Consider the following 24,429-nt stretch of genomic DNA (forward strand, 5'->3'; position numbering starts at 1 on the left):
AAATTAATAGAGATGTCTGAAATCAAGCAAGCCGGATTCAAAGGATACGTCCTTATGGGCAGCTTCATCGCTTTACTTCTGTTCGTAATCCTGGTAATTTATCTGTACAAGGCGAATCAGGCCTTCGTACCCGAACAGCCCGAATTGTACGGTTACCTGAGCACAACCCTCCAGGCCCCGAGCGCATGATGCGTTTCGGGAAACCGGTACTCCCGCTGTTAATTTTCCTGCTTACGGGTTGTATCAATGATCCGGCCGACGTAGCACGCCTGGAAGAGGTGCTCGACGATCAAGTCGAAGTCGCCCGCGACGTCCAAATTCTCTACAGCGATTCGGCCCGAATTCGCCTTATCCTGGAGGCACCCACGATGTACAATTACCTGAACCCGACCGACCCGCGCCAGGAATTTCCCGATGGCATCATCGCTTATTTTTTAGACGAAAAGCAAGACACTACCAGCACCCTGGTCGCCCACGAAGGAGTGTACCGCCGCCGCAACAACCTGATTACCGTACGGGATAGCGTAGTGTGGGAATCCACCGACCGGCAGCGGCTCGAGACCGAAGAATTAAACTGGGACGAACAGCGGGAAATGATTTACACCAATAAGTTCGTTGTGCTCACCCAGCCTGATTACATCATCACCGGCTACGGGCTGGAAAGCGATGCCGGCTTCACCCAGGCGCGGGTACTGCAGGTCGACGGCCGTATTCCCGTGAGCAAGCCGGTGCAGTAAGGAACTCTCCGGCGTGAGCTTGCAACGTTAAATTCACTAAGGACAGACCAAACGGCGTCTGAATCGCATTTCGTAGTTTTGGACATTACTGATACACAACAGAATGCTATGCTGCTGAATGCCGTGATCATCGAGGACGAACGCAAGGGCCTGATCAACCTCAAGCAGATGCTCAACCTGCACTGCGAAGACGTGGAGGTGATCGGAGAAGCCGACGGCGTAGAATCGGGGTACCGTCTGTTCGAACGTGGGGGAATGAAGCCCGACCTGGCCTTTCTAGACATTAACCTCGGCGACGGCAAGGTATTCCAACTGCTCGAGCGTCTGCGACCGATCAACTTCGATATCATCTTCGTGACGGCCTACGATCAGTTCGCCATGAAGGCCTGTAACTATTCCAGCATCGGCTATATCCTTAAACCGATCGACCCGGACCGCCTCGTCGAAGCCGTGAGCCGCGTGAAGCCCCGGCAATTGGCCCGTACCGACGAGCGGCTGGAAATCATGCGGCAGTACCAGGCTCACCCCAACGCATTCGAAAAATTGAGCGTCGGTGGAGTCGACGGCATTCACTTCGTTAAGATTCGGGACATCATCCGCTTCGAAGCGGAAGACAACTACACCCACATCTACCTTACGGACGGGCAACGAATCACCGCCTCCAAGACGATCAAGCTGTACGAAGACATGCTGGCCCCCGTCAATTTTTACCGGGTGCACAAACGGCACGTCATCAATATGAACTACATGAAAAAGTTCGTTAAGGGAGAGGGAGGCTATATCGTCATGGACGACGATATGCGCATCGAAGTAAGCCGCCGCCGCCGCCCCGCCTTCATGACCCAGTTGCGACTATTACAGGATGTTTTATAAACAAATAAGATATATTCGCTAATTTTATCCGTATCTTTCTAATAGTCAGTTGACCTCCTCAACCGGCAAATAGAATGCTTACTGAATACCGAATAATTACCAAACGTCTCATGGCGCAAAACGGAAAAAAAACGATCGAAGAGCTCAAACGAGATCAGAAGGTCAATGTACTAGATCGGGACACCATGGACCAGGTGACCGGCGGCAAACGCCAGGGATACTGGTTCCGCCGGGTGTGCGGAGGAATTATGCCTCAGTAGCCGGCCGGGCCACGACTTCCGATCCAAGATGCTCGACCGCGACTCCATACCGTCCGGACCGGAGGTGATCGAGGGTACCCTGAACAGCCTGCCCGACGGGCCCCAACGGATTGACCTGATCGACTCCCTACTGGGACAGTACGTCTACACCCGTCCCCGCCGCGCCCGCGAACTCCTCTGCCAGCAGCAACAACTGCTCACCGACCACGCCGCTGCCCTCCCCAAGCTGGAGAACCAAACCGGTCGCGACTACCACTTCAATTACCACCTCGCACTGGCTAGCCTGGAAAGCCAGGAATACCGCTACGAACAGGCCGACGCGCCCTTCCGTGCCGCCCTGGATATTGCCGAGGAGCGGGGCGACATCGCCGACCGACTCGAAATCTACATTGCCTATACCGGCCACCTCAGCAACCTCGGTCAGACGGAGGAAGCCAGCGACTACCTCGACCGCTGTTACCGCCTACTGGAGTCTTATCCCAGCGACCAGTTGCGCGCCCGGGCCGCCTGCCGCCACGGGTACCTGTACCTGCTCTACTTCAGCTACCCGAAGGCCACCATCAAATTCTTGGAGGCCGAGACGCTTTTGACGGGCGACACCATTGAGCTTTCCCCGAAGGACCACTATTTCTATTCACTTACCCAGGCGGGGATCGGCGCGGTGTACCAGAACAGCGGAGAAAGCGACCAAGCCGTCGCCGCCTTCGAGAAGGCCATCGACCGCTGCGAACGCTTCGACCTGCGCGCCCGCCTGCCCTGGCACCAACTCAATCTCGGAAAAGAACTCGTATCCAGCGGCGAATACGGGGAAGCGTTGACGTACTTTCAATCCATCGTCGGGAGCGACGCCAACGGATCGGCCAGCGCCCTGGCCGCAGCCTACGCCAACATGGGGGTGTGCTACCACCACCTGGGCCAGACGGACCAGGCATCCACTTACCTCGACCGGGCGGAAGACCTCTACCGCAACGAAAAATCTCCCGAGCGGGTGGAGCTGGCGAGCATCGGATTTATGCGGGCCACGCTACTGATGGACAACGGCCAGTGGGGGGCGGCCATCCGGCAAATTAACCTGACCCTGCCCGCCGCCGAAGTAAACGAACGCACCAGCGACCCCCGACTCCTGAGCATGGTGGCGGATGCCTACCTCTACCTCTCCATCGCCCACGCCAATACCGGCGACTACCAAGCAGCCTACCACCACCACTGCACCTACGATCAGTACAACCTGCGGTTCCACAACCAGATCGACATCATGCGGCAGCAGCAGTTCGCCGCCCAGTTTCGGGCGGAGGAGCGGGAACAGGAAAACAAGCAGCTCAAGCTAAAGGCCAGTCAGCTCAAACTGCGGGCCCTGCGCGCACAGATGAACCCCCACTTTCTGTACAATGCCCTGAACAGCATCCAGTCGTTCATCTCCACCAACAATGCGGCCACCGCCAGCAAGTACCTCGCCAAGTTCGCCATGCTCATGCGGCAGAGCCTGGAGTACACCAACCGGGAATACATCAGCCTGGAGGAAGAACGGCAGTTCCTTACCGACTACCTCGAGATCAATCGCCACCTCCGCTTCGAGGGCCAACTGACCTTCACCGTCACCCTCGACGGAGAACTGGAGGAGGACATCATCGGAATCCCCACCATGATCCTACAGCCCTACGTTGAAAACGCCATCGAGCACGGCCTACGCGGGCAACCCAGCGGCCACATCGACGTAGCCTTCCTTCCCGACGGGGAAGATCACCTGCTGGCTATCGTAACCGACAACGGCATCGGCCGGGTGAAGGTAAGTGAGGTACAGGCCCGCGATCCGACCCGCGTTCACCACCAGTCCCGGGGGACCGAAATCACCGAGTCACGGTTACAGTTGCTGTCCGACGAACAAACCAACTGGGTGGAGATCACCGATTTGTACCATCCCGACGGAGAAGCGGCGGGGACGCAGGTGCAGGTGAGGATACCGTTCAGCGATGCCCTGCCCCGGCGCGCTACCGGGTGAGCTTACCTAATTGCTTACCTTAACGCCCCATTCTCCCTACCACTATGCCCGACCGCCGGCTACGCAACCGTATCCACGAGATCATTTTCGAAGCCGACACGCCGACCGGGAAGTTTTTCGATATTGCCCTACTCATTCTGATCGGCGTTTCGGTTATAGCGGTGATGCTGGAAAGTTCCGAAGAATGGAACCAGCGGTACCACACCCTTTTCTTCTACACGGAGTGGTTCCTTACCATCGTCTTTACCATAGAGTACGCACTCCGGCTGTACGTGACCGTTCGCCCCCTGAAGTATGCCCTGAGTTTCTACGGCATTGTCGACATCATGGCTATCCTACCCTCTTACCTCAGCCTGCTGATTCCCAATAGCCAGTACTTTCTAATCATTCGCGTTCTGCGCCTGATGCGGATATTCCGGATTTTCAAACTCGGGCAGTACCTCAACGAAGGAGACCAACTACGCCGTTCACTCGCGGATAGCCGCAACAAGATCGCCGTATTCCTCTTTGCCGTCACCATGTTGGTCACCATCATCGGAGCGGTCATGTACCTGATCGAGGGCGGTTCCAACGATGGCTTCTCCTCCATTCCCCGGGCCGTATACTGGGCAATCGTGACCATCACTACCGTCGGGTACGGCGACATCACGCCCCAGACCCAGATCGGGCAGTTTCTCTCCGCCGTCGTGATGATCATCGGCTACGCCATCATCGCCGTGCCGACCGGTATCGTCACCAGCGAGATGATGAGGGGGGAGAGAAGAAGAAAGCCCCTCCGTAACAACACCCAGGTATGTCGCTTTTGCGCCAAGGAAGGCCACGACGACGATGCAGTCTACTGTAAATACTGCGGCGGCAGACTCAATCCCGAGCAGTAGAATGGCCGACTTAGGCGGCGCCAGACCTCAGTAACACGAGCTGACGATATTCTTTGCCAGCATGCGGTAGCCCTGACCGTCGAAGTGAATGCCGTCGTCGGAATGGACCAGTACCGCATCGCCGGGCTGCCGCTGAAGATCGACCAGGCAGTAGCCCTCGTCGATGGCAATGCCACGGATCAGTTCGCTCAGTTCCGCCGTACAGCGCTTCACCCCCCGAAACTCGTCGCCCACCCTGTCGTCGTCACCGGTCGGCGGGGGAGTCAAGAGTACGATCCGGGGCATGTCCTGTCCACGTTCCTCGAAGAAAGCGCGCGTACGGCTCAGCAGTGTTTTCAGGTTTTCGCCGATTTCTTCCTGCCGGTCGGAGAATTTGTCCTTGCAGTCGTTGGTACCCAGGGCGATCAGGATTTCGTCGATCTCCCCCATTTCGGCGTAGCCCCGGCGCAGGTAGGGGGTCAGGTTTTCCAGGGTGTTGCGGTCCATCTGTCCGTTGTCGGAAAAGCCGATGGTATTGCCGGAGAGCGAGGTGTTCACCAGGGGACCCCCACCTCGCAGTTGCTGCAATTGAAACACCCACCCCCGGTCGGCGGCTCCATTGCTGTCGCCGATGACCAGTAGGCTCCGCTTCTTTAAGGGTACGGCACAGCCGATCAGGAGCGCGGTGACGAACAGGAGAGAGAGCAATCGGAAGAACATAGCTTTGGCTGAATTTACACCGCACCTGCGGCCCCGCCCATAAAGGTACGGCGGAGCCATTTTCGCTCCACGAGGAAAAGTGCCGCGATCAGCACCAGCAGCAAGAATACCCGCCAGGGCAGGGCAGCGGAAAAATTACCCAGCAGGCATACTCCCACCGCCAGCACAACATAGATAAGGATACGGCCGAAGGGATAATTCACCGGAAAGTAGCGCCGCGAAACGAAGTACACCAGTACGCACATCACCAGAAAACAGGCCAGCATGCCCACGGCCGGCGCATATATGCCGTAACGCCCGGTAAACAGCAACGGCCCGCCCACGGCAAAAATCGAGCCCACCGCCGCGATCACTCCCCCCAGGAAGGTCTGATCGGTAAGCTTATACGCGATGCTCAGGTTGCTGTAGATGCCGAAAAGAAAGTTGGCGGCCAGCAGGATGGGCAATACGACCAGTCCGGGACGTACATCGGGGCCGATGAAGTACTGCAGCCACGGAAGCCCGAGAATGATGCCCGCGCTGGCCAGGGTACCCACCAGTCCGTAAGCCCGCATGGCATCCGCGTAAATGCCCCGGTCGGCCGTAGCCAGATCCGCCCCCGACTGCCGGAAGAAAAACGGCTCGGCGGCATACTGGTAGGCCGTGATGAACAGATTTAGAAACACGGCCATACTCAGGGCCGCCTTGAAGTACCCAGCCCAGGCCGCGTTGTGGTCGATCAATATACTCGGCCCCACCAGCGTGTTCGCGATACCGGCTACGGAGACGACCGTGAGGGGCAGGCTGTACCGGAGCAACCGGCGCAGGGAGGGTGCCTGAACTTCGGACCGGCCGCCGTGCACGGCATCGGTGCGACTGCGCGGACGGGGCTGCCGGAGCCCGTCGGCCAGCAACACCAGATAGCGCAGTCCGGCCGCCACGGCAATCGAAACCAGGTAATAGCCGACCCGGAAGGATGGTTCGAAGTATTCCGGTAAGTACGTAGGTAGGTAGTAGAGGAGGAAGTAAATCAGCAGAATGTTGATCACCACATTGCCCAGATTCGCGGCCACGAAGAACCACGCCCGTTGCTGCAACCGTAGTCGGGCCAGGGGTACCGCGCTCAGGGCATCGAAGGCGATGGTGACCAGCACCAGCTGCACGTAGGTAGCCGCCCGCGGCGCTTCCAGTAGCTCGGCGATGGGGTCGGAAAAGGCGAGCAGCGGACCGATGACCGCAAACGTTAGGATTACGACCAGCCACTGGGCCCGGCGAAAAACGTCGCGGGGGTCGTACTCACCCCGACTGGCGAAGCGGAACACCGCCGTATCCATACGAAAAACCAGGAGGGCGATCAGCAAAGCGGTCCAAAACATGAGGTTGCCGACCTCACCGAACTCTCCGTCCGACATGACCCGCGTAACAAAGGGGGTGACGAGCGCAAAATTGAGCAGGCGGCCCAAAATGCTGCTGAGGCCGTAGACTAGCGTTTCGCCCGAGAGCTTCTTCAGTGACACGCCGCAAGGTAGGCGTCTCGCAATAAGCACCCACCGAAAATGGTTACTTTTGCGGCCCCCACGGGCCTTTTTATTTGCGACGGATACAACAGACACCAATGATCAAATATTTCTTCGGGCTCGCCGCTTCCCTACTCTTCATCCTACCGCTGTCGGCCCAGAACGACGACGACGTCCTCTTTTCCGTAGACGGCAAGCCGGTGACCGTAGGTGAGTTTCGCTACATCTACGGCAAGACCAACGGCGACAATGCCACCTTCAGCCGGGAAAGCGTCATGGAGTACCTCGACCTCTACGAGCGCTTCAAGCTCAAGGTGGCCCGGGCCCGCGACATGGGCCTCGACACCATCACTGCCCTGCGGAATGAACTGGAGGGCTACCGCCAGCAACTGGCCGACAACTACCTCGTCGACCGGGAAGTGACCGACCGGCTGGTAGCGGAGCTGTACGACCGCCAGCAACAGGACGTCGACTTCAGTCACATCCTGCTCAAGATTCCCTCGAACGCACCCGCCGACACCCTGGCTGTCTACCGGCGGGCCGTGGAACTCCGGGAACAACTCACGGCGGACAACTTCGCCGAACTGGCATCGTCCCGGAGCGAGGATACCTACAGCAAGGACAAGGGCGGTCGCATCGGCTACGTCAGCGCTCCCCTCCCCAACGGCATGTACCGCCTGGAGGAAGCCCTATATGCGGCACCCGACGGCCAGGTGGGGGGTCCGGTACGCACGGCTGCCGGCTACCATCTGTATCTTAAGCACGGCACCCGCCCCGCCTACGGCGAAGTCGAGATCGCCCACATACTTATTCGCAAAGGCGGGGACGCAGGTGCGGACCAACTCCGGGAAAAAGCCATGCGGGCCAGGAAGGCGCTCGCAGACGGCCAATCGTTTGAAGCGGTAGCCGCGGAATACAGCGAAGACGACAAGACCAAAAATCAGGGAGGGTACATCGGCTTTTTCGGGATCAACCGCTACAATAAGGATTTCGAGGAAGCGGCCTTCGCCCTTACGGAAGACGGACAGGTAAGCGAAGTGATCGAAAGTCCCGTGGGCTTCCACATCCTGCGGCGCATTTCCCGCCGGGGCGTACAACCCCTCGACCAACAGCGCCCTCTCTTGGAGGGAGCCGTAAAGAAGGATACCCGCTACACCGACGCCCTGCGCGCCATGGCACGGCGGCTCAAACGCGAGTACGGCACCGAAGAGATGGAAGACAACTTTACCGCATATACTGCTGGCCTCGACTCCAGCTTTTTCGACGTAGGAAAGGTGTTTCCGGTCGACACCAATGGCCCCGTATTGCTCAAAATAGCCGATCGGGAGCTGCGGACCGCCGACTTCGAGACCTTCCTGACCCGTAATGCCCGGCTGCGATCCAGCCTACAACGCCGCCACGACCCCGCCGGAGCCGCGGCCGAACTCTACGAACAGTGGGTCAACGAATCGGTACAGGCCCACGCGGAAAAACAACTGGAAGACAAGTTCCCCGAATTCCGGGCCCTCATGCGCGAATACCGGGAGGGCATCCTACTTTTCGAAGCCACCAAACTGGAGGTGTGGGACCGGGCCGGGGAAGATTCGACCGGACTGCAGGCCTACTTTGACGCCCACCGCGACGATTACCGGTACGGACCGCGGGCCCGCGTGGCGCAAGTATCCATCCGGAGCACCGATTCCCTTAGTGCCGATGAGGTACTTGCCTTTCTCGAGAGTCACGACGCGGAGCGCACGATGGAAGAATTCGGCCGCCAAGCGGTGAGCGTGGAAGAAAATTTGTACGAGGCGGACCGGATACCGGAAGGACTCACCATGGATGCCGGTGCACGTACCGAGCCCACCGTCGATCCCGGTACCGGGCTCACGACCTTCTCGCTGGTGCAGGAAATATTGCCCGCCCGCAGGAAGGAACTTGCGGAGGCCCGCGGCTACGTCATTGCCGACTACCAGGACCAGCTGGAAAGGGAGTGGGTAGAGCAGCTGCGCAAACAGTACCAGGTCAAGGTCAATAAAAGCGTCCTGAATAAACTCATCCGTTCTTGAAGTCAAGCTACTGGGGGGCAACGGCCGTCCTTTTCTTACTGGTGTTGTCGTGTGCGGAAGCCCCCATCAAGGACTCCACCGACCCCGTGCTTGCGCGGGTCCACCAGCGGGAACTGCGTCTTTCGGAAATGGAGGGAATGTTTCCGGAGCGGGCCACCGCGGCCGATAGCGCGATGATCGTGGAAGCCTTCGTCAACCGCTGGGCCCGTGATGCCGTACTCCTGTGGGAGAGTGAGCAGAACGCGCCGAGCGACCTCAATCTCGACCGCCTGGTGCGCGACTACCGGGCCAGCCTGGTCCGCAGCAGCTACGAAGAACAACTGGTGAGTACCCGGCTCGACAGCGCGATTGGTCAGGCCGAACTCGAGGAATTTTACGAAGCGAGTAAGGAACAGTACCAACTGGAGAAGCCCATCGTGCGTTGTCTCTTCATTCGGGTACCCTACCCTACCCCCGAAGAGGAGGCGCTACAGGACCTCTGGAACAACGGCAAACCCCAGGATACGGCGGCCCTGGCGGACTATTCGCGCAAGTACGCCGAGGTAGCCCTCCTCAGCGATTCCACCTGGTACAGCCTCGAAGAAGTAGCCGCCCAACTGCCCGAGGGTACGCTGACGGCCGATAATGTGAACTCCAAACGGGAGTTTAGTCAGCTCGACGGGACGAACCGGTATTACTTTCGCCTTTTCGAACTGAAGCCGCGCAGGGAGATCGCACCACTTAGCTACGTGGTCAACCAGGCGCGCCGCGCCATTCTTCACGGCAGAAAACGTGAGGTACTGGAGCGCGCACGCGAAGAGATTTTCGAGCGAGAGCTCCGGCGCAATAACATTGAATTTTTTACCAACCGTTAATCGGAACCATGAATAACTTCCTCACCCTCCTGTTGTGCCTCTGTTGCTGCAGCCTCTCCGCCCAAAGGGGCACCGTAATCGATGAGGTGATCGCCCGCGTAGGCAGTGAGTACATTCTGCTTTCCGACCTCGAGGAACAGTTTGCGCTGGCCCAGTCACAAACCAACGAGCCCCTCCCACCCGAAGCCCGTTGCGCCATCCTGGACCAGAGCCTGGTGGGTAAACTGCTCTTCAACCAGTCGAAACTCGACAGTATCGAGGTCAACGACGCCGAAGTGGAGCAGCAACTGAATGCCCGGATCGACCGCATTCTGAGCTATATGGGGGGCGACGTGAACCAGTTCGAAGATTACTACGGTCAGAGCATTACGGCAACCAAGGAACAGTTTCGCGAGGACTTGCGCGAGCAACTGGCCGTCGACCGGATGCGTGCCTCGGTCGTGCGGGAAGTGAAGGTCACTCCGGCGGAAGTCAAAAACTTCTTTGCCGAAATTCCCCGCGACAGCCTCCCCTACTTCAATTCCGAGGTGGAAGTGGGCGAACTCGTCGTAAAACCGGAGGCCAACGACAGCACTAAACAGGCCGTAGTCGCGCGACTGCAGGACCTGCGCCGGCAAATCCTGGATAGCCTCATCACCTTTGAGGAAGCCGCCCTGAAGAACAGTGCCGACGGCAGTGCCCGCGGGGGTGGAGACCTGGGCTGGACCAAGCGGGGCAAGTTTGTCGCCGAGTTTGAAGCGGCGGCCTACAACCTCGACCTTGGTGAGATCAGCGATGTGGTAGAGTCGGAGTTCGGCTATCACCTGATCCGGCTCGACGGCCGGCGGGGCAACTCGATCCGCGTAAGCCACATCTTGCTGCAACCCGAGATCACGGAGGACGACATGGAAAAGTCGCGGCGGTATCTGGACAGCATCGCCCACCTGATCCGGGTGGATACCTTCACCTTCAGCTATGCCGTGAAACGCTTCGGCAGCGACAAGGTCCAGAGTTACAACAACGACGGACGGATGAGCAATCCCAATTCCGGCAACACCTTCTTCGAAATCGGTGACCTTGACCCCGACGTGTACTTCGCCATCGACGAACTGGAGATCGATTCCTTGAGTGAGGTACTGGAGTTCCGCAGTCCTGCGGGTGAGCCGATGCTGCGGGTGGTCCAGCTGCAATCCCGGACTTCTCCCCACCGTGCAACGCTTAGCCAGGATTACGCAAAGATTCAGGACGCCACCAAGAACGCCAAGCAGCAGCAGTACCTGAGCGACTGGATCGAGAAGCGGGTGAGCTCCACCTTCGTTGAGATCGACGAGCGGTACCAGGTATGTCCACAGATCAAAATATGGATTGAGGACAGCCGGAAGATCACCGTGGGTGGGGAAAACGGCAAAATCGTGACGGGAAAGTAAGACCGGGGAAAATAAAATTTGCTCTCCCCTGCCGGATTCACTCACTATTTTAGGGAATAATTAATAAAAGTCAATAAGTCAACACCATGGACACCCCATGGTCCGTTATCATACAAACAAGGTGATGTACTACCCGCTATTTTCGGTAGCACTGCTGAGTGGACGCGTTTTGCGTAGACTGGCAGTCGAGGACATCACCCTATTTTGCACAAGCGGCAACCGCTACAATGGTAGAACTGCCACGTCCCGACCGACAACCAGGTTCTCTTCCGTACCCCCGTACGTGAGCACCTAAACGAAAAATCCTGCCCGACACGCCATTGCAATATCGGACACAGGCATCGTTAACCATGGTTTCCCTCGGGGAATTCAATAATTGTCCCGCGAAGGGAATGGACTTACAAACACCTTGTCCGGTTTAAGGACAATTCCGCCGCTCAACACATTATTCGCGGCATACCACCGGGTCGGACCTTTCCCCTCCCGGAAACGGATTTGAGAATAAACTGTATATTTCAAGATCGGTACGGGCCACGAATGGACCCTAACCCGAATCTTTCACTTGACACTTTGATTCAACAACACTTTTTCCTCATGAAGCAAACTTTTACCCAAGCAGATCTTGTCGCTTACGTCTATGGCGAGGCAGACAAGGCACAAATCGAAGCCACCGAGGCCGCTATTGCCGCCGACCCCGCTCTTCTTACCGAGCTCGTACGTTTGGTTGAGGCTCAGGCCTCCCTACCTCGCATCAAGTTCAGCCCCCGCAAGCGCATCGTTGATGCCATTCTCCGCTACGCACGCGGCGAACCCGCTCCCCAACTTTGCTGCTAGTTAAAACATTAAAGAAGCACTACCGTCTCCGGTAGTGCTTCTTTGTTTTACCCACTTCCTTAATGTTACCGCTATGCTAGAATCAATTATTGACTCCGTAAAGGGCCAACTCGTCGCGAACCTTACCGAGAAGACCGGTCTTGGTGCCCAGCAAGCCGAGGCATCCGTCCCGCTCGCGAAAGAATCAATTACCGAAGGAATTACCTCTGCCCTATCGGGGGGGAATTTCAGTAACATTTTGAATATGGTCGAGCGTGCGTCCGGCCAGGGAAGCACCGGCGGCAATCTGACCAACAACGCGGTCTACCAAACCATCGCCGGAAATTTCGTTGGAAAACTCACCAGCCGGCTCGGAATACCCGACAACGTGGCGCAAAAGGTAAGTTCCGTTGCCCTTCCTTTCATCATGAGCCATCTTGCAAGCAAAACCCGTCAGGCGGGTGATACCGACGAAGTCGACCAGGGAAGCCTCATGTCCGTTCTTGGCCTCGATTCCGGCGGGCTCCTCGGAAAAGTAGGGGGAATGTTCGGCAAAAAAGACGACGATGGTGACGACGGTAATGACGGCGGCGGCCTCGGTGGCGCACTCGGCGGATTTCTGAAGTAAGGCCGAGAGATTGTACGCTGAATCGTGGTCGAGCGGCCTCTGGTCCGAGACGTTTATTCACCACGGATGACCACGGATTAAGGTCGAGGCGTTGCACGCCGAGTCAAGGTCGTGCGGCCTCTGGTCCGAGACATTATTTCCACCACAGATTACGCAGAAGGCGCGGATTACTTCGCAGATTCGTCACTATTCAGGTCGAGCCGCCTCTGGTCCGAGACGGTAGGGGTCACTGCGCAACAGAAAAGGCCAACCACGGTTCGTACGGATGACCACGGATTAAGGTCGAGGCGTTGCACGCCGAGTCAAGATCGAGCGGCCTCTGGTCCGAGACACCCGTGTTGCATAAGGGGGGAGCTCACCACGGATCGTATGGATGAGCACGGATTTTTTCGCCGGTTATAAAACGCAAAAGAGCCACCCTCTTGCGAAAGTGACTCTTTATGCGGTCTGGACGGGACTCGAACCCGTCCCGACTCAGTCGGGACCGTGGCAGGGCGGTAGCGTAGCCAACTGAATGACCCGGCCCGTGTGCGATGAGCCATGTGATGTAGTTCTTGTTCTTACCCCTTTTGAGTTGTAGCTCACGCTTGCGAGCCTCGGTATCCACCTTAAATGCTTCGTAGTATTTGAGTTCCCAGGGTCCTTTGTATTTCGTGCACCGGCCTTCATTTTTCTGATGCGTTGCAACGCGTTGCCACAAGTCGCTGGTGTAACCGATGTAGTAAGCGCCGCTGGTCGTAGAAGCTAGGATATAAACGTAAAACATAAAATTAGTGTGTCGTATCGGTCCAGGCAGTCAGTACTGCGCCTCTACCAACGCAAAAGAGCCGCTCTCTTGCGAAAGCGACTCTTTATGCGGTCTGGACGGGACTCGAACCCGTCCCGACTCAGTCGGGACCGTGACAGGGCGGCAGCCTAACCAATTGAATGACCCGGCCCGTGTGCGATGAGCCATGTGATGTAGCTCTTGTTCTTACCCTTTTTGAGTTGTAGCTCACGCTTGCGAGCCTCGGTATCCACCTTAAATGCTTCGTAGTATTTGAGCTCCCAGGGTCCTTTGTTTTTCGTCCACCGGCCTTCATTTTTCTGATGCGTTGCAACGCGTTGCCACAAGTCGCTGGTGTAGCCGATGTAGTAAGCGCCGCTGGTCGTAGAAGCTAGGATATAAACGTAGAACATAAAAGTAGTGTGTCGTATCGGTCCTGGCAGTCAGTACTGCGCCTCCACCAACGCAAAAGAGCCACCCTCTTGCGAAAGCGACTCTTTATGCGGTCTGGACGGGACTCGAACCCGCGACCTCCGCCGTGACAGGGCGGCATTCTAACCAACTGAACTACCAAACCAGTAGTGCAAAACAGCAGCTAACTGCTCGATTGCGACGGCAAATATACGATCATCTTCGCAACGGGTGCAAGCAAACAGCTAAAATTTTTCCGTTTCCGGAGGCTCGCGCTACGTAGCGGCCTGGCTGTCAGAACAAAAGAAATCAGTCGGTCAGCTTAAATTTTACCGGGAGGTTGAAGGCTACCCTTACGGTCCTACCCCCCTGGATGCCGGGAGAGAACTTCTTGCCCGCCCGGTTGATCTCGTCGACGGCCCGGGTGGCCGCCGCCGTACACCCACCACCAAGTTCGCGGATAGACTCAATGGAGGAGACCGTACCGTCTCGTTCAACGACGAATCTCACCACTACCACCCCCTGGATGCCGTTCTCCCGCGCAATGGGCGGATAGGATACGTTTTGCTGTACGAAGGTCAGCAACTCGCGGTCCGAACATACCTTTCGCTCTTCGCCCGTCAATTTCTGGCAGGCTTCACCGAATACCGGCATTCGCTCGGCGAAGAGGACGGGGGCCGCATCTTCCGGTGGAGCGGGAGGGGGTAGCGGAGGAGGTGGGGGCACCGATTTGGGCGTTTGCAGCGACGGCGGCGGGGGCATAGCAACAAAATCGTCGAGTGAGACAGCCCGCTCGGTCAGATCTATCGGAGGAGCTTCATCCACCACGGGTTCAATTGCGAGGGGCGGCGGGGGCGGGGGCGGGTCACGCTTGGGTGGATCGATCGTACGGGGAATGACTTCGATGATTTCATCGAGCACGATAGGGCCTGATGCATACACCGGCATCTCCCGGAACTGTGTCCAATTAATGGCCAGGAAGGCCGTAAAGATGGCCGCGCACAGCGCTACCCGGTGAATGGCGGGTGATAACGAGAACAGATCGGCAGCCTCTTCCCGGGCATTGCGAAGCTGTCGACGGGTAAGGAAAATGCCGACAACGATCAGCAAGCATAGCGTAGCCATTCCCAGCAGCACCGTGGTGCCACTGAAGGTAAATAACAGCATGGTAAAAAAATTGAGGGGTGCAGCGTAAGCCGGCTACGCGAGATAACCGACAGATGCACTTCACCCCCCAAAATGACGGTCGCCGTTCGAAGAAATTTAGGCTACGCTGGCCGACTTCCCGGCAAAAACCTCGATCATCTTCTTATTGAAGGCGGGGATATCGTCCGGATTGCGGCTGCTGACCAGTTTGCCATCGACGACGACTTCCTGATCCTGCACCTTCGCGCCGGCATTGGCAAGATCGGGTCGTACGGAGACGTAGCCCGTCATCGTCCGACCTTTCACCAAACCGGCGGAAATAAGGGTCTGCCCCCCGTGACAAATCACGGCCACCGGCTTGTCGGACCGAAAGAACGCCTTGACGAATGAGAGGGCTGCATCGTTGATCCGCAGACTGTCGGGACTAAGCACGCCACCGGGTAGCAGCAGGGCATCGTAATCGGATGCATCGGCATTGCTGAGATTGACATCCACGGTATGCTCACCGCCCCAGTCGTCGCCGTCCCAGGCTTTGATCGATCCGGATGCTGGACTCACCAAGTGCACCGTCGCACCGGCATCTTCCAGGGCTTGTTTTGGTTTGGTGTATTCGACTTCTTCGAATCCGGTGGTGGCCAGGGCCGCTACTTTTACATTGCTGAGTTGCATACGTTAACTGTTTTAGGGTTCAGGAGTTATTACGGGTGCCGGATCGGGGATGTTCGGCAGCCAATATCCGGCGATTCCCATCCCAATAATGGACAGCTATGACCCTACACTCCCAGGACTTATTGCAACAATCCGCCTACGTAAACGGGGAGTGGATGCCCGCCGACGACGGGGCTACTTTTGCCGTCCACGATCCATTCTCCGACGAAGTAATTGCCGCGGTAGCCGATCTGGGGGAAACCGAAACTCTCCGCGCAGTAGCTGCCGCCGCCACCGCCTTCCCCGCATGGAGCGCCAACACCGCCGGAGAGCGCTCGACCGTCCTACGTCGCTGGTTCGAATTGATCATGGAGCACCAGGAAGACCTTGCCATAATCATGACCCGCGAGCAGGGAAAGCCCCTCACAGAATCCCGCGGCGAAGTAGCCTACGGTGCCTCCTTCATCGAGTGGTTTGCCGAGGAGGGTAAGCGGGCGTACGGCGATGTCATTCCCAGCCACCGGGGCGATGCGCGCATTATTACCATTAAACAGCCGGTAGGGGTGGTGGCCGCCATTACCCCCTGGAATTTCCCGATCGCCATGATCACCCGCAAGGTGGCGCCCGCCCTCGCGGTTGGCTGCACCGTTGTCGTGAAGCCGGCCGAAGACACCCCCCTTTGCGCCCTGGCCCTGGCGTTTTTGGCCGACAAGGCAGGTCTGCCCCCGGGTGTGTTCAACGTTGTCCCCACCAGTCGGCCGGCCGAAGTAGGAGCGGTACTTACTCACGACCAGCGGATACGCAAACTAAGCTTCACCGGCAGTACCGCCACCGGTAAAAAGCTGATGGAACAAAGTGCGGGCACACTAAAAAAACTTTCGCTAGAACTGGGCGGAAACGCCCCCTTCATCGTGTTTAACGACGCAGACGTAAAGGGCGCGGTCGCAGGAGCAGTGGAGTCAAAATACCGCAATGCGGGTCAAACTTGCGTCTGCGCTAACCGGCTGTACGTGCAGTCCGGCATCTATGATGAATTTGTGAAGGAGCTGGCCGTTGCGGTAGGTGACCTCAAGGTCGGTCCTGGCACTGAATCCGACACCGACATCGGACCCCTCATCAACGACGCGGCCCTCGATAAGGTCCAACGCTTGGTGAAAGACGCTGTCGATAAGGGTGCCGAAGTCATCGTCGGGGGAGAGCCTTCCGATAAGGGGCCGCGGTGTTACCGCCCTACCCTCTTGGTCAACGCCAATTCAAGGATGGACATCAGCCAGGAGGAGGTTTTCGGACCGGTCGCACCGATTTTTCGGTTCGATACGGAAGAAGAAGTGATTGAACTGGCGAATGACACCCCCTACGGCCTCGCCGCCTACTTCTACGGCCGGGACCACGCCCGGATTTGGCGAGTAGCCGAAGCCCTTGAATACGGTATGGTCGGCATCAACACCGGTATGATCTCAACCACCCTGGCCCCCTTCGGCGGTGTGAAGGAGAGCGGCTTTGGCCGGGAGGGATCTAAGTACGGATTGGAAGATTACCTCGTGATCAAGTATTTGTGTTGGGGTGGTCTGGAAAAATAAAAAAGGGCACCGATCTCTGATCGGCACCCTTTTCCTCCAGGTAGAGGTCGATAAATTTATTACTGCTCGGGAGCAAAGTGGTTGCAGCCGAAGTTGGCCTCCGTTAGGAATTCCATACCGGAGGTGGCGGACTGGTTCTGGAGTACGGGAAGCACGTATTTCATGCCGCTTTCGCTGAGCACTTCACATTCTCCGAAGTTTTCGCGATTCTGTACGGCGGGGGCTTCGTGCTCCCAGTGGTTACAATTTTTGCAGGTGGGTTCCATGGTCATTGATTTTAATGTGGTAGAATACACTGTTAAAATCCTTTTCACCCGCTTTAAGTTCGGCCAACCCTCCGTTTTCCAGTAGTTTGTAAACAGACTAAATAAGGGGATCGGCTACTCGATGCCCATGATCTTGTGAGTTTGCAAACTTACCCTCCACTGGGGGTGATCCATGCAATAAGCTACGGTAGCGCTGGTATGGTTAATACCGACCTCATCCTTAGGTTGCAGAAAAAAGTGAGTAAAGGCGAGATGCTCAAACCGTTCCGGCTGGGCACCCGCTTCGGGCTGTGGGAATACCAGCTTCAGTTCGTCACCACGGGTAACGACCAACTCGGCGTTTGCCTTCGGGCTTACGCACACCCAGTCGATCTCCTCCGGTACGGGCAGGGTGCCGTTGGTTTCCACCGCCACTTCAAAACCGGCCGCGCGCAACGCCCCGATCAGGGGTACGTCAAGCTGAAGCAGGGGTTCTCCACCGGTACAGACGATGTACGGTCGGCCGCCACCGGGCCAGAGTGCTTTTACCAGGTCAACACATTGCTCCTGCGTGTACCGCCCTCCGTTGGTCCCGTCCGTTCCGATGAAATCGGTGTCGCAGAATTTGCACACGGCGTCGTGGCGGTCCTCCTCCCGTCCGCTCCAGAGATTACAGCCGGTGAAGCGCAGAAATACCGCGGCCCGCCCGGCCTGGGCGCCTTCGCCCTGCAGGGTGTAGAAGCATTCTTTGATCTTGTAGCTGCGCGCCATAGCAAGGGAAGACAAATTTGCCGGACGAATGGTTGGGGGCATCCCGTACGGAGCTGGTTACCTTGCGGCATGGACCAGTACCTCATCCCCGCCGGCTCTTCGGAGGGTGAATTTCGCGACCGGGGCAGCAAATTCGTTGCTGTCCTGCGACCGGTGCGTACCGAGGAGGAAGCGTTGGACGTAGTGAATGAACAACGACTCGCTCACCCGAAGTGCAATCACCACTGCTACGCCTACCGCCTGGGTCCCGGCACCGATCGCTGGCGCACCAACGACGATGGAGAACCCAGCGGCACGGCCGGCAAGCCCATCCTCGGGCAGATCGACCGCGTGGGGCTGTCGGATGTGATGATCGTCGTCTCCCGTTACTTCGGGGGCACCAAACTGGGCACCTCGGGACTCATCAACGCCTACCGGGAAGCGGCAAAACTGGCCATCGAAGCCGGCTCCACCGCCGTACGTACAATCACCACCCGCCTCGAATTGCGCTTCGGCTACGAACTCATGGGACCGGTAATGAGCGCCCTCGATCACCTCCACCTGGACATGGTGGAACAGGATTTCGCCGAAACCGCGAGAGTAACCCTGGAACTACCGAAATCGACCGTGCCCTCGACCCTGCGCGAACTGAAGGCCGCGATCGCGGGAGTGTACGTTGAGGAAGTGGATGAAGATTTCTCGGTACCGGGCCTCGAGATTAAACAAGGATAGGATGAGGCGCTCTGCGCCGACCCTGTACCGCCCGGCTGTCAGGGTCGCCCTAGAAGGGCTCAATCTACCGATACAAGGTTGAGTTTCTAAGCCGCCCCTGCACCGCCCGTCTCACAGGGTCGCCCTAGAAGGGCTCAACCTGCAACTGCAACCGCCACGCGACAGCAAATTCGCATTTCGACGAAATTAATCCGTACTGAAATCGACCGCACGAAAACCTACCCCCTGTAACCTATTAGATCAGGCTATCACAAACGCCACTACAAGGCGGGGGCGGGAGTTATTACTGCTTCGTGACCAGGGTGACGGCCAGTTCGAACTCGTCGTAAATGGTCTTGTCGCCCAGGTTTTCGATGAAGGATCCGGAACCGTAGCGAACGTCGAAGTCGGTGCGGTCGAGGGTAAGATCGGCCTCAGCGGTGTAGAATCCGTCGGTTTCGGTCACTTTGGTGTTGAAGCGGATCGACTTGGTGTGCTCCTTGATGGTAAGGTCGCCGGTGATGCGGTAATCGCCGGGCAGGCCGCGGCTGACCACGTTGGTGATGACGAAGGTGGCCTCGGGGTGGTTCTCTACGCCGAAGAAGTCGTCGCTCTTCAGGTGGCCCTCTAGCCTACCCTTGCTGTCGCCGCTCAGGTCGGTCACCGCAATGGTCGGCATATCGATGGTGAAGGAACCGCCGGTGAGCAGGGTATCCGTGAATTCGAGCTGGCCTTCCTTAATGGAAATGGTGCCCGTATGGTTGCCGGTGACTTTGTAGGCCTTCCAGGCGATCTCGCTGGCGGCGGTGTCGACGGCTACCGTGACGGTGTCGGCGGTGGTCAGGAGGGCGAAGGCGGAGAGGAGGAGGATGGATTTGAGCATGGTAATTGGAGAGTTGTTGGGTTGTTGAGTTGTGGGATTATTCTTTTTTGTCATCCTTTTTTTCTTCTTCTTTGGCGGCTTTTTTGGCCTGGCGGCGGGTTTGGGGGGCGGGGGCTGCGTTGGTGTTGCCGCCGCCGCCGTTGTCGTCGCCGCCGCCCATGAGGTCGTTGTTGTTGACGGAGCGGGTTTTGGAGCGGGCCTTGTTGGCGTCGAGCTGACCGAACTTGTAGCCGAAGGTGAGCTTGATGTTGCGGTTGAGGAGCATGTCTTCGCGGACCTGGGTGAAGGTAGCCGTTTCCAGTTCGCTGCGCAGGGCCCAGCCGCGGGAGGCGAAGTTCTCGGCGGCGAGGCCGATGGTGCCGCGACCTTCGTTGAATTCCTTGCTGACTCCGAGAGCATACATGCCGAAGCCACCGCGCGAGCCCTGTAACTGTACCCGACGACCGCGCATGAAGGTGAAGGCCTGGGCACTCCAGCCGTTTTTAAGTTTTAGCTGGCTCATGAGACGACCTCCGTAGTTGATGCCGGAGTTGGTGGCGGTGACGGAGGTGCCGTCGAGGCCGGTAACCTTTCCCTCCAGGGTAGCATAGTCGAGGTCGATGCCGCCATTAATGGTCCAGTCGCGGGTAAGGTAGACGTTGACGAAGGCGTTGACGCCGAGGGCCTGCTCCCGACCGATGTTTTCGTAGGTGGTGAGCAGGGTGCCTTCGAGGCTGTCGATGGGCGTGCGCACCTGATTGATGGCGTTGTTGCTGTTGCGGCCGAAGAACGAGAGGTTGAGATAGGTTTTGCCCACCATGCTACTGTAGCCGAACTCTAGGTTGTCGGTAAGCTCGGGGCGTAGGAGGGGGTTGCCCACTTCGATACTCTGGCTATTCTCGATGTTGACGTTGGGGTTGAGCTGACGGAGCCAGGGACGCTGAATGCGGCGGTTGTAGCCGAGCTTCAGGGTAGTGGACTCACCGACCTTTTTTGAAAAGTTAAGGCTGGGGACTAGGTTGGCGTAGTCGGGGATCTCGATGGCCTCGTTGTTCTGGGTAGCCTCGATCATGGTCTGCTCCCACCGTAGGCCGGCCTTGAGGGTTATGTCGCCGGGTAGTGCCAGGGTATAGGCGGTGTAGGCGGCTAGGATGTCCTGTCCGTAGTCGAGCTGACCGGAGGGACGAAGTCCGTCGACCGTAAAGGCTTCGCTGCCGGTGGCACTGAGGTAGCTGAAGTCGCTGTTCACCTGGCGCAGGATGCCCTTTCCACCAAATTCCAGGATTTGCTTATCGCCAATGGGGTGGATGTAGTCGGCCTGTAGGGTCACCTCCTCATTAGTGTTGTTGTCGAGGTTGCGCAGGCGGCTCAGGATGGTTTCCTCGTCGTCCAGGTTGGAGGAGGTGAAGTTGCTGTTCTCCGCCGTGGTGCTGTAGAGGGTCGAGATGCTGAGTTCGCGGCCGGGCTTGATGACGTAGAGGTAATCGAGGTTGACATCAATGTTGTCGGAGCTCCGCTCGCTGTCGATGTCGCGCAGGAAGGTGGAGGCCAGTACTTCCTCGGCGTACACGGTAGTGGTTTGTAACTGATCGCGGCCGAAGTTGCGCACACCGAAGCGGACGCCGGCGCTCAGGAACTGGCGGTCGGTCAGGTCGTAATCGAAGCCCAAGTTGTAGCGACCGAAGATGCCGTTGTCGGAGGCCTCACCGAACTGCTCGCTGCGGCTGTTGGTGAAGGTCTGCAGTAGGGAGGTTTCGGCGTCGTTGTAGAAGGCCCGTCCGAATCCGCCGAGCGTCATACCGAATTTACCCTTGCGGTAGCTGCCGTTGAGGCCGAGGTTGGAGCCCCGCAGGCCGAGTCCCGTATCGACGTTGAGGAAGTAGCCCGCCAGGTCGTTCTTCTTGGTGATGATGTTGATGATGCCGCCGGCACCCTCGGCGTCGTACTTGGCCGACGGGCTGGTGATCACTTCCACCGACTTGATCTGGTCGGCCGGAATCATCTTCATGGCATCGGCGACGCTTCCGGCGATGATGGTGGAGGGTTTGTTGTTGATGAGCACACGGATGTTGGAGTTGCCGCGCAGGCTGACGTTGCCCTCGAGGTCGACCTGCAGCAGCGGCACCTTGCGGAGTACGTCGGCCGCGTCGCCGCCCCGACTTAGTTGGTCCTGCTCGGCATTGTACACCAGACGGTCCACCTTTTCCTCGATGAGCGCACGCTGGCCGGTGACCGTTACTTCTTCCAGCAGCTCGGCGGCTGCCCCCAGCCGGACGGTGCCTACGTCGGTGCTTTTTCCACCGCCGACTTCCACGTCGCTGATGGAGATGGCTTCGTAGCCCAGGAAGGTAATCTCCAATCGGTACGTTCCGTTTTTCACTGCGCCAATAATGAAGGTGCCGTCGTCGCCGGTGAGGGTGCCGTTGACGAGTTCGTCGTCGGTAGCCTGGTGGAGACTGATGGTGGCGTATGCGACTGGGGCCCCGTCGGCCGCGTCCAGCACGGTACCCGTGATGCTTCCCTTGAGGTTATCGGATGGGTCCTCTATCGGATGAGGAGTTGCCGCAAAAACGGTAGAGAACAGGGAGGCAAAAAGGAGTATGAGGGTTGGCACTTTCATCGCTAGGGATATTTGATGGAGTAAAAGTCGTACTGCTTGCCAGGCTGTATGAAAGTGTTCTACCGTTCGGCAATTCCGGTCGACGGCTCCGAAGCTGCGGGTGGCTCCCGGATCGTAGAGGATTTAGGGGGCTTGGTAGATCGGTATCCAGTCGCCGGATGGCTTGCCTACCTTTGCACATCATGTCTACTTTCCTGACCCGACACAAGAAGCTTCTGCTGCACATTGCCTTCTGGTTGATGTACGCGTCCTTCTTTTATTACCAGATCGCGTTCGGGCGCAAGGAGGAGCCGGAATGGTCGCGGGTCCTGCCCGATTTTTCCTTTCACATTCTCGGCCTGCTGACCATCAGCTACCTCAACTACTTCGTATTCCTCCCGCGCCTGTTGCAGACGCAGGATCTGGGGCGCTACCTATTGCGATTCCTGCCGGTATTCGCCGTACTCAGTTACCTCTTCCTGCTGGGCAAGCGGGCGATCTTGCTGCCGTTTCTGGGCCGCGATTCGTGGGCCTACTCCACGCGCTTCGCCGTGAGCGTGATCATCACCTCGCTGTTTATTGTCGTGTTCGTGGGCCTGCTCCGATTCGTGGAGCACTACTTCCTACTCGAAGCGGAGCGTAAGGAGATGGAGAACCGCCAGCTGACTTCCGAACTACGCTTCCTGCGGGCACAGGTCAATCCCCACTTCCTGTTCAATACCCTCAATAACGTCTACTACCTGGCCGTCAACCAGTCGCCCCAGACGGCCGACGTGATCGCCAAGTTGTCGGGCATGATGCGCTACATGCTGCACGAGAGCAACCACGCAACGGTGCCGCTCGATAAGGAGATCGCCTACATGGAGAACTACATCGACCTGGAGAAGATGCGGTTGAACGACGAAATCCCCATCGCGTTTGAAGTACAGGGCGGGCGCGCGGGAGCAAGGATCGTACCCCTTATTCTCATCACGTTTCTCGAGAATGCATTTAAGCACGGCATTAGCAATAGCGGTTGCCGCAGCTGGATCACGGTGAGCGTAAAGGTGGAGGGCAAGGTGCTGCACTACAACGTACGCAACAGCCGGGTGGAGGAACACGAAAAAACGGTGTCCGAAAAATCGGGCATCGGACTGGTCAACGTTCGCCGGCGGCTGAAGCTCAGCTACCCCAATAGGCATCAGCTCACGGTGACGGAAACCGACGAAGAGTACGCCATTCACCTCCAACTGCTGCTGTCATGATCCGCTGTGTAATTGTTGAAGACGAGCCCCTGGCCCGCAAGCTCCTGGAGCAGTACGTCGCCAAGACGCCCGCCCTGGAACTAATGGCCGCCATTTCAAATCCGCTCAGGGCCCTGGAATTTTTACAGACCAACCAGCCCGACGTGCTCTTCCTCGACGTACAAATGCCCGAGATCACCGGCATCGGCCTGCTGAAGATCATGAAGCGCAAACCGCTGGTGGTTCTCACTACCGCCTACTCCGAATACGCCATTGAGGGATACGAGCTCGACGTGGCCGACTACCTACTCAAGCCGATCACCTTCGAGCGTTTTTTGCAGGCGGTGGAGCGCATCTCCCTGCGATTGGGCGAAAAGGAGGATGCCACGGCGACCGCTTCTCCGGATTCCGCTGCACCTGCGGCCCCGCCCCCCTATCTGTTCATTAAGGACGGCACCCGTTCCGTACGCGTCAACTTTGCCGACATTCAGTACATCGAGGGCATGAAGGACTACGTGCGCATTCACACCCCCGACCGCAAAGTGACCACCCTACAGAGCCTGAAGCACCTGGTGGAAGTACTGCCCGACAATGGTTTTATTCGGGTCCACCACTCCTATATCGTCGGGGTACGGTGGATCGAGGAGGTACAACGCGACGAGGTCAGCGTGGCCGGAAAATTGCTGCCCGTAAGCGATACGTACCGTGGCGGACTGCGCGAGTTCGTGGAGAACCGGGAGTTGAAGTAAGTTGCGGGGGAACCCGTACATTAGTTCGACTTTCCGATCAGACAATTACCC

Annotated in this window: 25 protein-coding genes and 1 tRNA gene; 15 read left to right on the top strand and 11 right to left on the bottom strand. The window is 57.8% G+C overall.

Translation table 11 applies throughout. The features are described from left to right. The first annotated feature begins 12 nt into the window (after positions 1–12). From GGR28_RS09590 to GGR28_RS09615, 6 genes are all read left to right on the top strand, one after another. Entirely contained in the window at positions 13–189 is a 177-nt protein-coding gene (locus GGR28_RS09590) for a hypothetical protein (protein ID WP_183495566.1), read from the top strand. Then, the gene (gene lptC / locus GGR28_RS09595) at positions 186–737 is read left to right on the top strand and encodes an LPS export ABC transporter periplasmic protein LptC (protein ID WP_183495567.1); all 552 of its coding nucleotides are present in this window, start codon (positions 186–188) and stop codon (positions 735–737) included. The genes GGR28_RS09590 and lptC overlap by 4 nt, the downstream gene beginning before the upstream one ends. 108 nt (positions 738–845) lie before the next feature. Next, complete coding sequence (locus GGR28_RS09600; RefSeq protein WP_183495568.1) at positions 846–1,610, top strand: LytR/AlgR family response regulator transcription factor; 765 nt, start codon at positions 846–848, stop codon at positions 1,608–1,610. Positions 1,611–1,720: 110 nt separating this feature from the next. Further along, complete coding sequence (locus GGR28_RS09605) at positions 1,721–1,870, top strand: hypothetical protein (protein WP_183495569.1); 150 nt, start codon at positions 1,721–1,723, stop codon at positions 1,868–1,870. A gap of 28 nt (positions 1,871–1,898) precedes the next feature. Then, positions 1,899–3,869 (top strand): tetratricopeptide repeat-containing sensor histidine kinase, encoded by a 1,971-nt coding sequence (locus GGR28_RS09610; protein ID WP_183495570.1) that lies wholly within the window; start codon positions 1,899–1,901, stop codon positions 3,867–3,869. Positions 3,870–3,913: 44 nt separating this feature from the next. Next, a complete protein-coding gene (locus GGR28_RS09615; protein ID WP_183495571.1) occupies positions 3,914–4,747 on the top strand; it encodes an ion transporter in 834 nt (277 codons plus the stop codon). Positions 4,748–4,774: 27 nt separating this feature from the next. Here GGR28_RS09615 and GGR28_RS09620 read toward each other — a convergent pair whose 3' ends face one another. Both GGR28_RS09620 and GGR28_RS09625 read right to left on the bottom strand, forming a co-directional pair. After that, the gene (locus GGR28_RS09620; protein ID WP_183495572.1) at positions 4,775–5,446 is read right to left on the bottom strand and encodes an SGNH/GDSL hydrolase family protein; all 672 of its coding nucleotides are present in this window, start codon (positions 5,444–5,446) and stop codon (positions 4,775–4,777) included. Between the two features lie 14 nt (positions 5,447–5,460). Continuing rightward, complete coding sequence (locus GGR28_RS09625) at positions 5,461–6,942, bottom strand: lipopolysaccharide biosynthesis protein (protein ID WP_183495573.1); 1,482 nt, start codon at positions 6,940–6,942, stop codon at positions 5,461–5,463. A gap of 98 nt (positions 6,943–7,040) precedes the next feature. On the opposite strand from GGR28_RS09625, the gene GGR28_RS09630 reads away from it, so the two are divergent. From GGR28_RS09630 to GGR28_RS09650, 5 genes are all read left to right on the top strand, one after another. Continuing rightward, positions 7,041–8,987, top strand: a complete 1,947-nt coding sequence (locus GGR28_RS09630; protein ID WP_183495574.1) for a peptidylprolyl isomerase — start codon at positions 7,041–7,043, stop codon at positions 8,985–8,987. Then, the gene (locus GGR28_RS09635; RefSeq protein ID WP_183495575.1) at positions 8,984–9,841 is read left to right on the top strand and encodes a hypothetical protein; all 858 of its coding nucleotides are present in this window, start codon (positions 8,984–8,986) and stop codon (positions 9,839–9,841) included. Before GGR28_RS09630 ends, GGR28_RS09635 begins: the two co-directional genes overlap by 4 nt. 8 nt (positions 9,842–9,849) lie before the next feature. Continuing rightward, entirely contained in the window at positions 9,850–11,247 is a 1,398-nt protein-coding gene (locus GGR28_RS09640; RefSeq protein ID WP_183495576.1) for a peptidylprolyl isomerase, read from the top strand. Positions 11,248–11,841: 594 nt separating this feature from the next. Next, complete coding sequence (locus tag GGR28_RS09645) at positions 11,842–12,081, top strand: hypothetical protein (protein WP_183495577.1); 240 nt, start codon at positions 11,842–11,844, stop codon at positions 12,079–12,081. A 73-nt stretch (positions 12,082–12,154) separates the two neighbouring features. Then, positions 12,155–12,688: a DUF937 domain-containing protein gene (locus GGR28_RS09650; RefSeq protein ID WP_183495578.1), complete on the top strand. Its 534-nt coding sequence runs from the start codon at positions 12,155–12,157 to the stop codon at positions 12,686–12,688. Positions 12,689–13,043: 355 nt separating this feature from the next. Here the strand turns inward: GGR28_RS09650 and GGR28_RS19465 are convergent, their stop codons facing one another. The 5 genes from GGR28_RS19465 to GGR28_RS09675 form a co-directional block, all read right to left on the bottom strand. Continuing rightward, a complete protein-coding gene (locus GGR28_RS19465) occupies positions 13,044–13,454 on the bottom strand; it encodes a GIY-YIG nuclease family protein (protein ID WP_183495579.1) in 411 nt (136 codons plus the stop codon). 149 nt (positions 13,455–13,603) lie between these two features. Continuing rightward, on the bottom strand, positions 13,604–13,867 hold the full coding sequence (locus tag GGR28_RS09660; RefSeq protein ID WP_183495580.1) for a GIY-YIG nuclease family protein: 264 nt from the start codon (positions 13,865–13,867) through the stop codon (positions 13,604–13,606). A gap of 90 nt (positions 13,868–13,957) precedes the next feature. Further along, positions 13,958–14,031: transfer RNA gene (locus GGR28_RS09665), tRNA-Asp, on the bottom strand. 143 nt (positions 14,032–14,174) lie between these two features. Then, positions 14,175–15,032, bottom strand: a complete 858-nt coding sequence (locus GGR28_RS09670; protein ID WP_183495581.1) for an energy transducer TonB — start codon at positions 15,030–15,032, stop codon at positions 14,175–14,177. 96 nt (positions 15,033–15,128) lie between these two features. After that, entirely contained in the window at positions 15,129–15,680 is a 552-nt protein-coding gene (locus GGR28_RS09675) for a type 1 glutamine amidotransferase domain-containing protein (RefSeq protein ID WP_183495582.1), read from the bottom strand. 98 nt (positions 15,681–15,778) lie between these two features. Between GGR28_RS09675 and GGR28_RS09680 the strand changes: the two genes are divergently transcribed. Continuing rightward, positions 15,779–17,239, top strand: coding sequence for an NAD-dependent succinate-semialdehyde dehydrogenase (locus tag GGR28_RS09680; RefSeq protein ID WP_183495583.1), 1,461 nt, complete (start codon positions 15,779–15,781; stop codon positions 17,237–17,239). A 59-nt stretch (positions 17,240–17,298) separates the two neighbouring features. On the opposite strand, the gene GGR28_RS09685 is transcribed toward GGR28_RS09680, so the two are convergent. Beyond that, on the bottom strand, positions 17,299–17,505 hold the full coding sequence (locus GGR28_RS09685; protein WP_183495584.1) for a hypothetical protein: 207 nt from the start codon (positions 17,503–17,505) through the stop codon (positions 17,299–17,301). Between the two features lie 114 nt (positions 17,506–17,619). Then, positions 17,620–18,297, bottom strand: coding sequence for a 7-carboxy-7-deazaguanine synthase (gene queE, locus GGR28_RS09690; protein WP_221233852.1), 678 nt, complete (start codon positions 18,295–18,297; stop codon positions 17,620–17,622). Between the two features lie 27 nt (positions 18,298–18,324). On the opposite strand from queE, the gene GGR28_RS09695 reads away from it, so the two are divergent. Then, entirely contained in the window at positions 18,325–18,966 is a 642-nt protein-coding gene (locus tag GGR28_RS09695; RefSeq protein WP_183495585.1) for an IMPACT family protein, read from the top strand. 283 nt (positions 18,967–19,249) lie between these two features. On the opposite strand, the gene GGR28_RS09700 is transcribed toward GGR28_RS09695, so the two are convergent. Next, entirely contained in the window at positions 19,250–19,828 is a 579-nt protein-coding gene (locus GGR28_RS09700) for a YceI family protein (protein WP_183495586.1), read from the bottom strand. 37 nt (positions 19,829–19,865) lie between these two features. Continuing rightward, on the bottom strand, positions 19,866–22,427 hold the full coding sequence (locus tag GGR28_RS09705) for an outer membrane beta-barrel family protein (protein ID WP_183495587.1): 2,562 nt from the start codon (positions 22,425–22,427) through the stop codon (positions 19,866–19,868). 182 nt (positions 22,428–22,609) lie between these two features. Here GGR28_RS09705 and GGR28_RS09710 point away from each other — a divergent pair, with 182 nt between their 5' ends. Further along, a complete protein-coding gene (locus GGR28_RS09710; protein WP_183495588.1) occupies positions 22,610–23,650 on the top strand; it encodes a sensor histidine kinase in 1,041 nt (346 codons plus the stop codon). Then, positions 23,647–24,378, top strand: a complete 732-nt coding sequence (locus GGR28_RS09715; RefSeq protein WP_183495589.1) for a LytR/AlgR family response regulator transcription factor — start codon at positions 23,647–23,649, stop codon at positions 24,376–24,378. The genes GGR28_RS09710 and GGR28_RS09715 overlap by 4 nt, the downstream gene beginning before the upstream one ends. The last annotated feature ends 51 nt before the right edge of the window (positions 24,379–24,429 follow it).

Source organism: Neolewinella aquimaris, assembly GCF_014197245.1.
GTDB classification, from domain to species: Bacteria; Bacteroidota; Bacteroidia; order Chitinophagales; family Saprospiraceae; genus Neolewinella; species Neolewinella aquimaris.

Excerpts from the sequence above, each read along its gene's own strand:
- GGR28_RS09605 (WP_183495569.1), top strand. The coding sequence starts at position 1,721 with ATGGCGCAAAACGGAAAAAAAACGATCGAAGAGCTCAAACGAGATCAG.
- GGR28_RS09705 (WP_183495587.1), bottom strand. The coding sequence starts at position 22,427 with ATGAAAGTGCCAACCCTCATACTCCTTTTTGCCTCCCTGTTCTCTACC.
- lptC (WP_183495567.1), top strand. The coding sequence starts at position 186 with ATGATGCGTTTCGGGAAACCGGTACTCCCGCTGTTAATTTTCCTGCTT.
- GGR28_RS09630 (WP_183495574.1), top strand. The coding sequence starts at position 7,041 with ATGATCAAATATTTCTTCGGGCTCGCCGCTTCCCTACTCTTCATCCTA.
- GGR28_RS09645 (WP_183495577.1), top strand. The coding sequence starts at position 11,842 with ATGAAGCAAACTTTTACCCAAGCAGATCTTGTCGCTTACGTCTATGGC.
- queE (WP_221233852.1), bottom strand. The coding sequence starts at position 18,297 with ATGCCCCCAACCATTCGTCCGGCAAATTTGTCTTCCCTTGCTATGGCG.
- GGR28_RS09675 (WP_183495582.1), bottom strand. The coding sequence starts at position 15,680 with ATGCAACTCAGCAATGTAAAAGTAGCGGCCCTGGCCACCACCGGATTC.
- GGR28_RS09710 (WP_183495588.1), top strand. The coding sequence starts at position 22,610 with ATGTCTACTTTCCTGACCCGACACAAGAAGCTTCTGCTGCACATTGCC.
- GGR28_RS19465 (WP_183495579.1), bottom strand. The coding sequence starts at position 13,454 with ATGTTTTACGTTTATATCCTAGCTTCTACGACCAGCGGCGCTTACTAC.
- GGR28_RS09640 (WP_183495576.1), top strand. The coding sequence starts at position 9,850 with ATGAATAACTTCCTCACCCTCCTGTTGTGCCTCTGTTGCTGCAGCCTC.
- GGR28_RS09670 (WP_183495581.1), bottom strand. The coding sequence starts at position 15,032 with ATGCTGTTATTTACCTTCAGTGGCACCACGGTGCTGCTGGGAATGGCT.
- GGR28_RS09590 (WP_183495566.1), top strand. The coding sequence starts at position 13 with ATGTCTGAAATCAAGCAAGCCGGATTCAAAGGATACGTCCTTATGGGC.
- GGR28_RS09680 (WP_183495583.1), top strand. The coding sequence starts at position 15,779 with ATGACCCTACACTCCCAGGACTTATTGCAACAATCCGCCTACGTAAAC.
- GGR28_RS09715 (WP_183495589.1), top strand. The coding sequence starts at position 23,647 with ATGATCCGCTGTGTAATTGTTGAAGACGAGCCCCTGGCCCGCAAGCTC.
- GGR28_RS09685 (WP_183495584.1), bottom strand. The coding sequence starts at position 17,505 with ATGGAACCCACCTGCAAAAATTGTAACCACTGGGAGCACGAAGCCCCC.
- GGR28_RS09620 (WP_183495572.1), bottom strand. The coding sequence starts at position 5,446 with ATGTTCTTCCGATTGCTCTCTCTCCTGTTCGTCACCGCGCTCCTGATC.
- GGR28_RS09650 (WP_183495578.1), top strand. The coding sequence starts at position 12,155 with ATGCTAGAATCAATTATTGACTCCGTAAAGGGCCAACTCGTCGCGAAC.
- GGR28_RS09600 (WP_183495568.1), top strand. The coding sequence starts at position 846 with ATGCTGCTGAATGCCGTGATCATCGAGGACGAACGCAAGGGCCTGATC.
- GGR28_RS09610 (WP_183495570.1), top strand. The coding sequence starts at position 1,899 with ATGCTCGACCGCGACTCCATACCGTCCGGACCGGAGGTGATCGAGGGT.
- GGR28_RS09700 (WP_183495586.1), bottom strand. The coding sequence starts at position 19,828 with ATGCTCAAATCCATCCTCCTCCTCTCCGCCTTCGCCCTCCTGACCACC.
- GGR28_RS09660 (WP_183495580.1), bottom strand. The coding sequence starts at position 13,867 with ATGTTCTACGTTTATATCCTAGCTTCTACGACCAGCGGCGCTTACTAC.
- GGR28_RS09695 (WP_183495585.1), top strand. The coding sequence starts at position 18,325 with ATGGACCAGTACCTCATCCCCGCCGGCTCTTCGGAGGGTGAATTTCGC.
- GGR28_RS09615 (WP_183495571.1), top strand. The coding sequence starts at position 3,914 with ATGCCCGACCGCCGGCTACGCAACCGTATCCACGAGATCATTTTCGAA.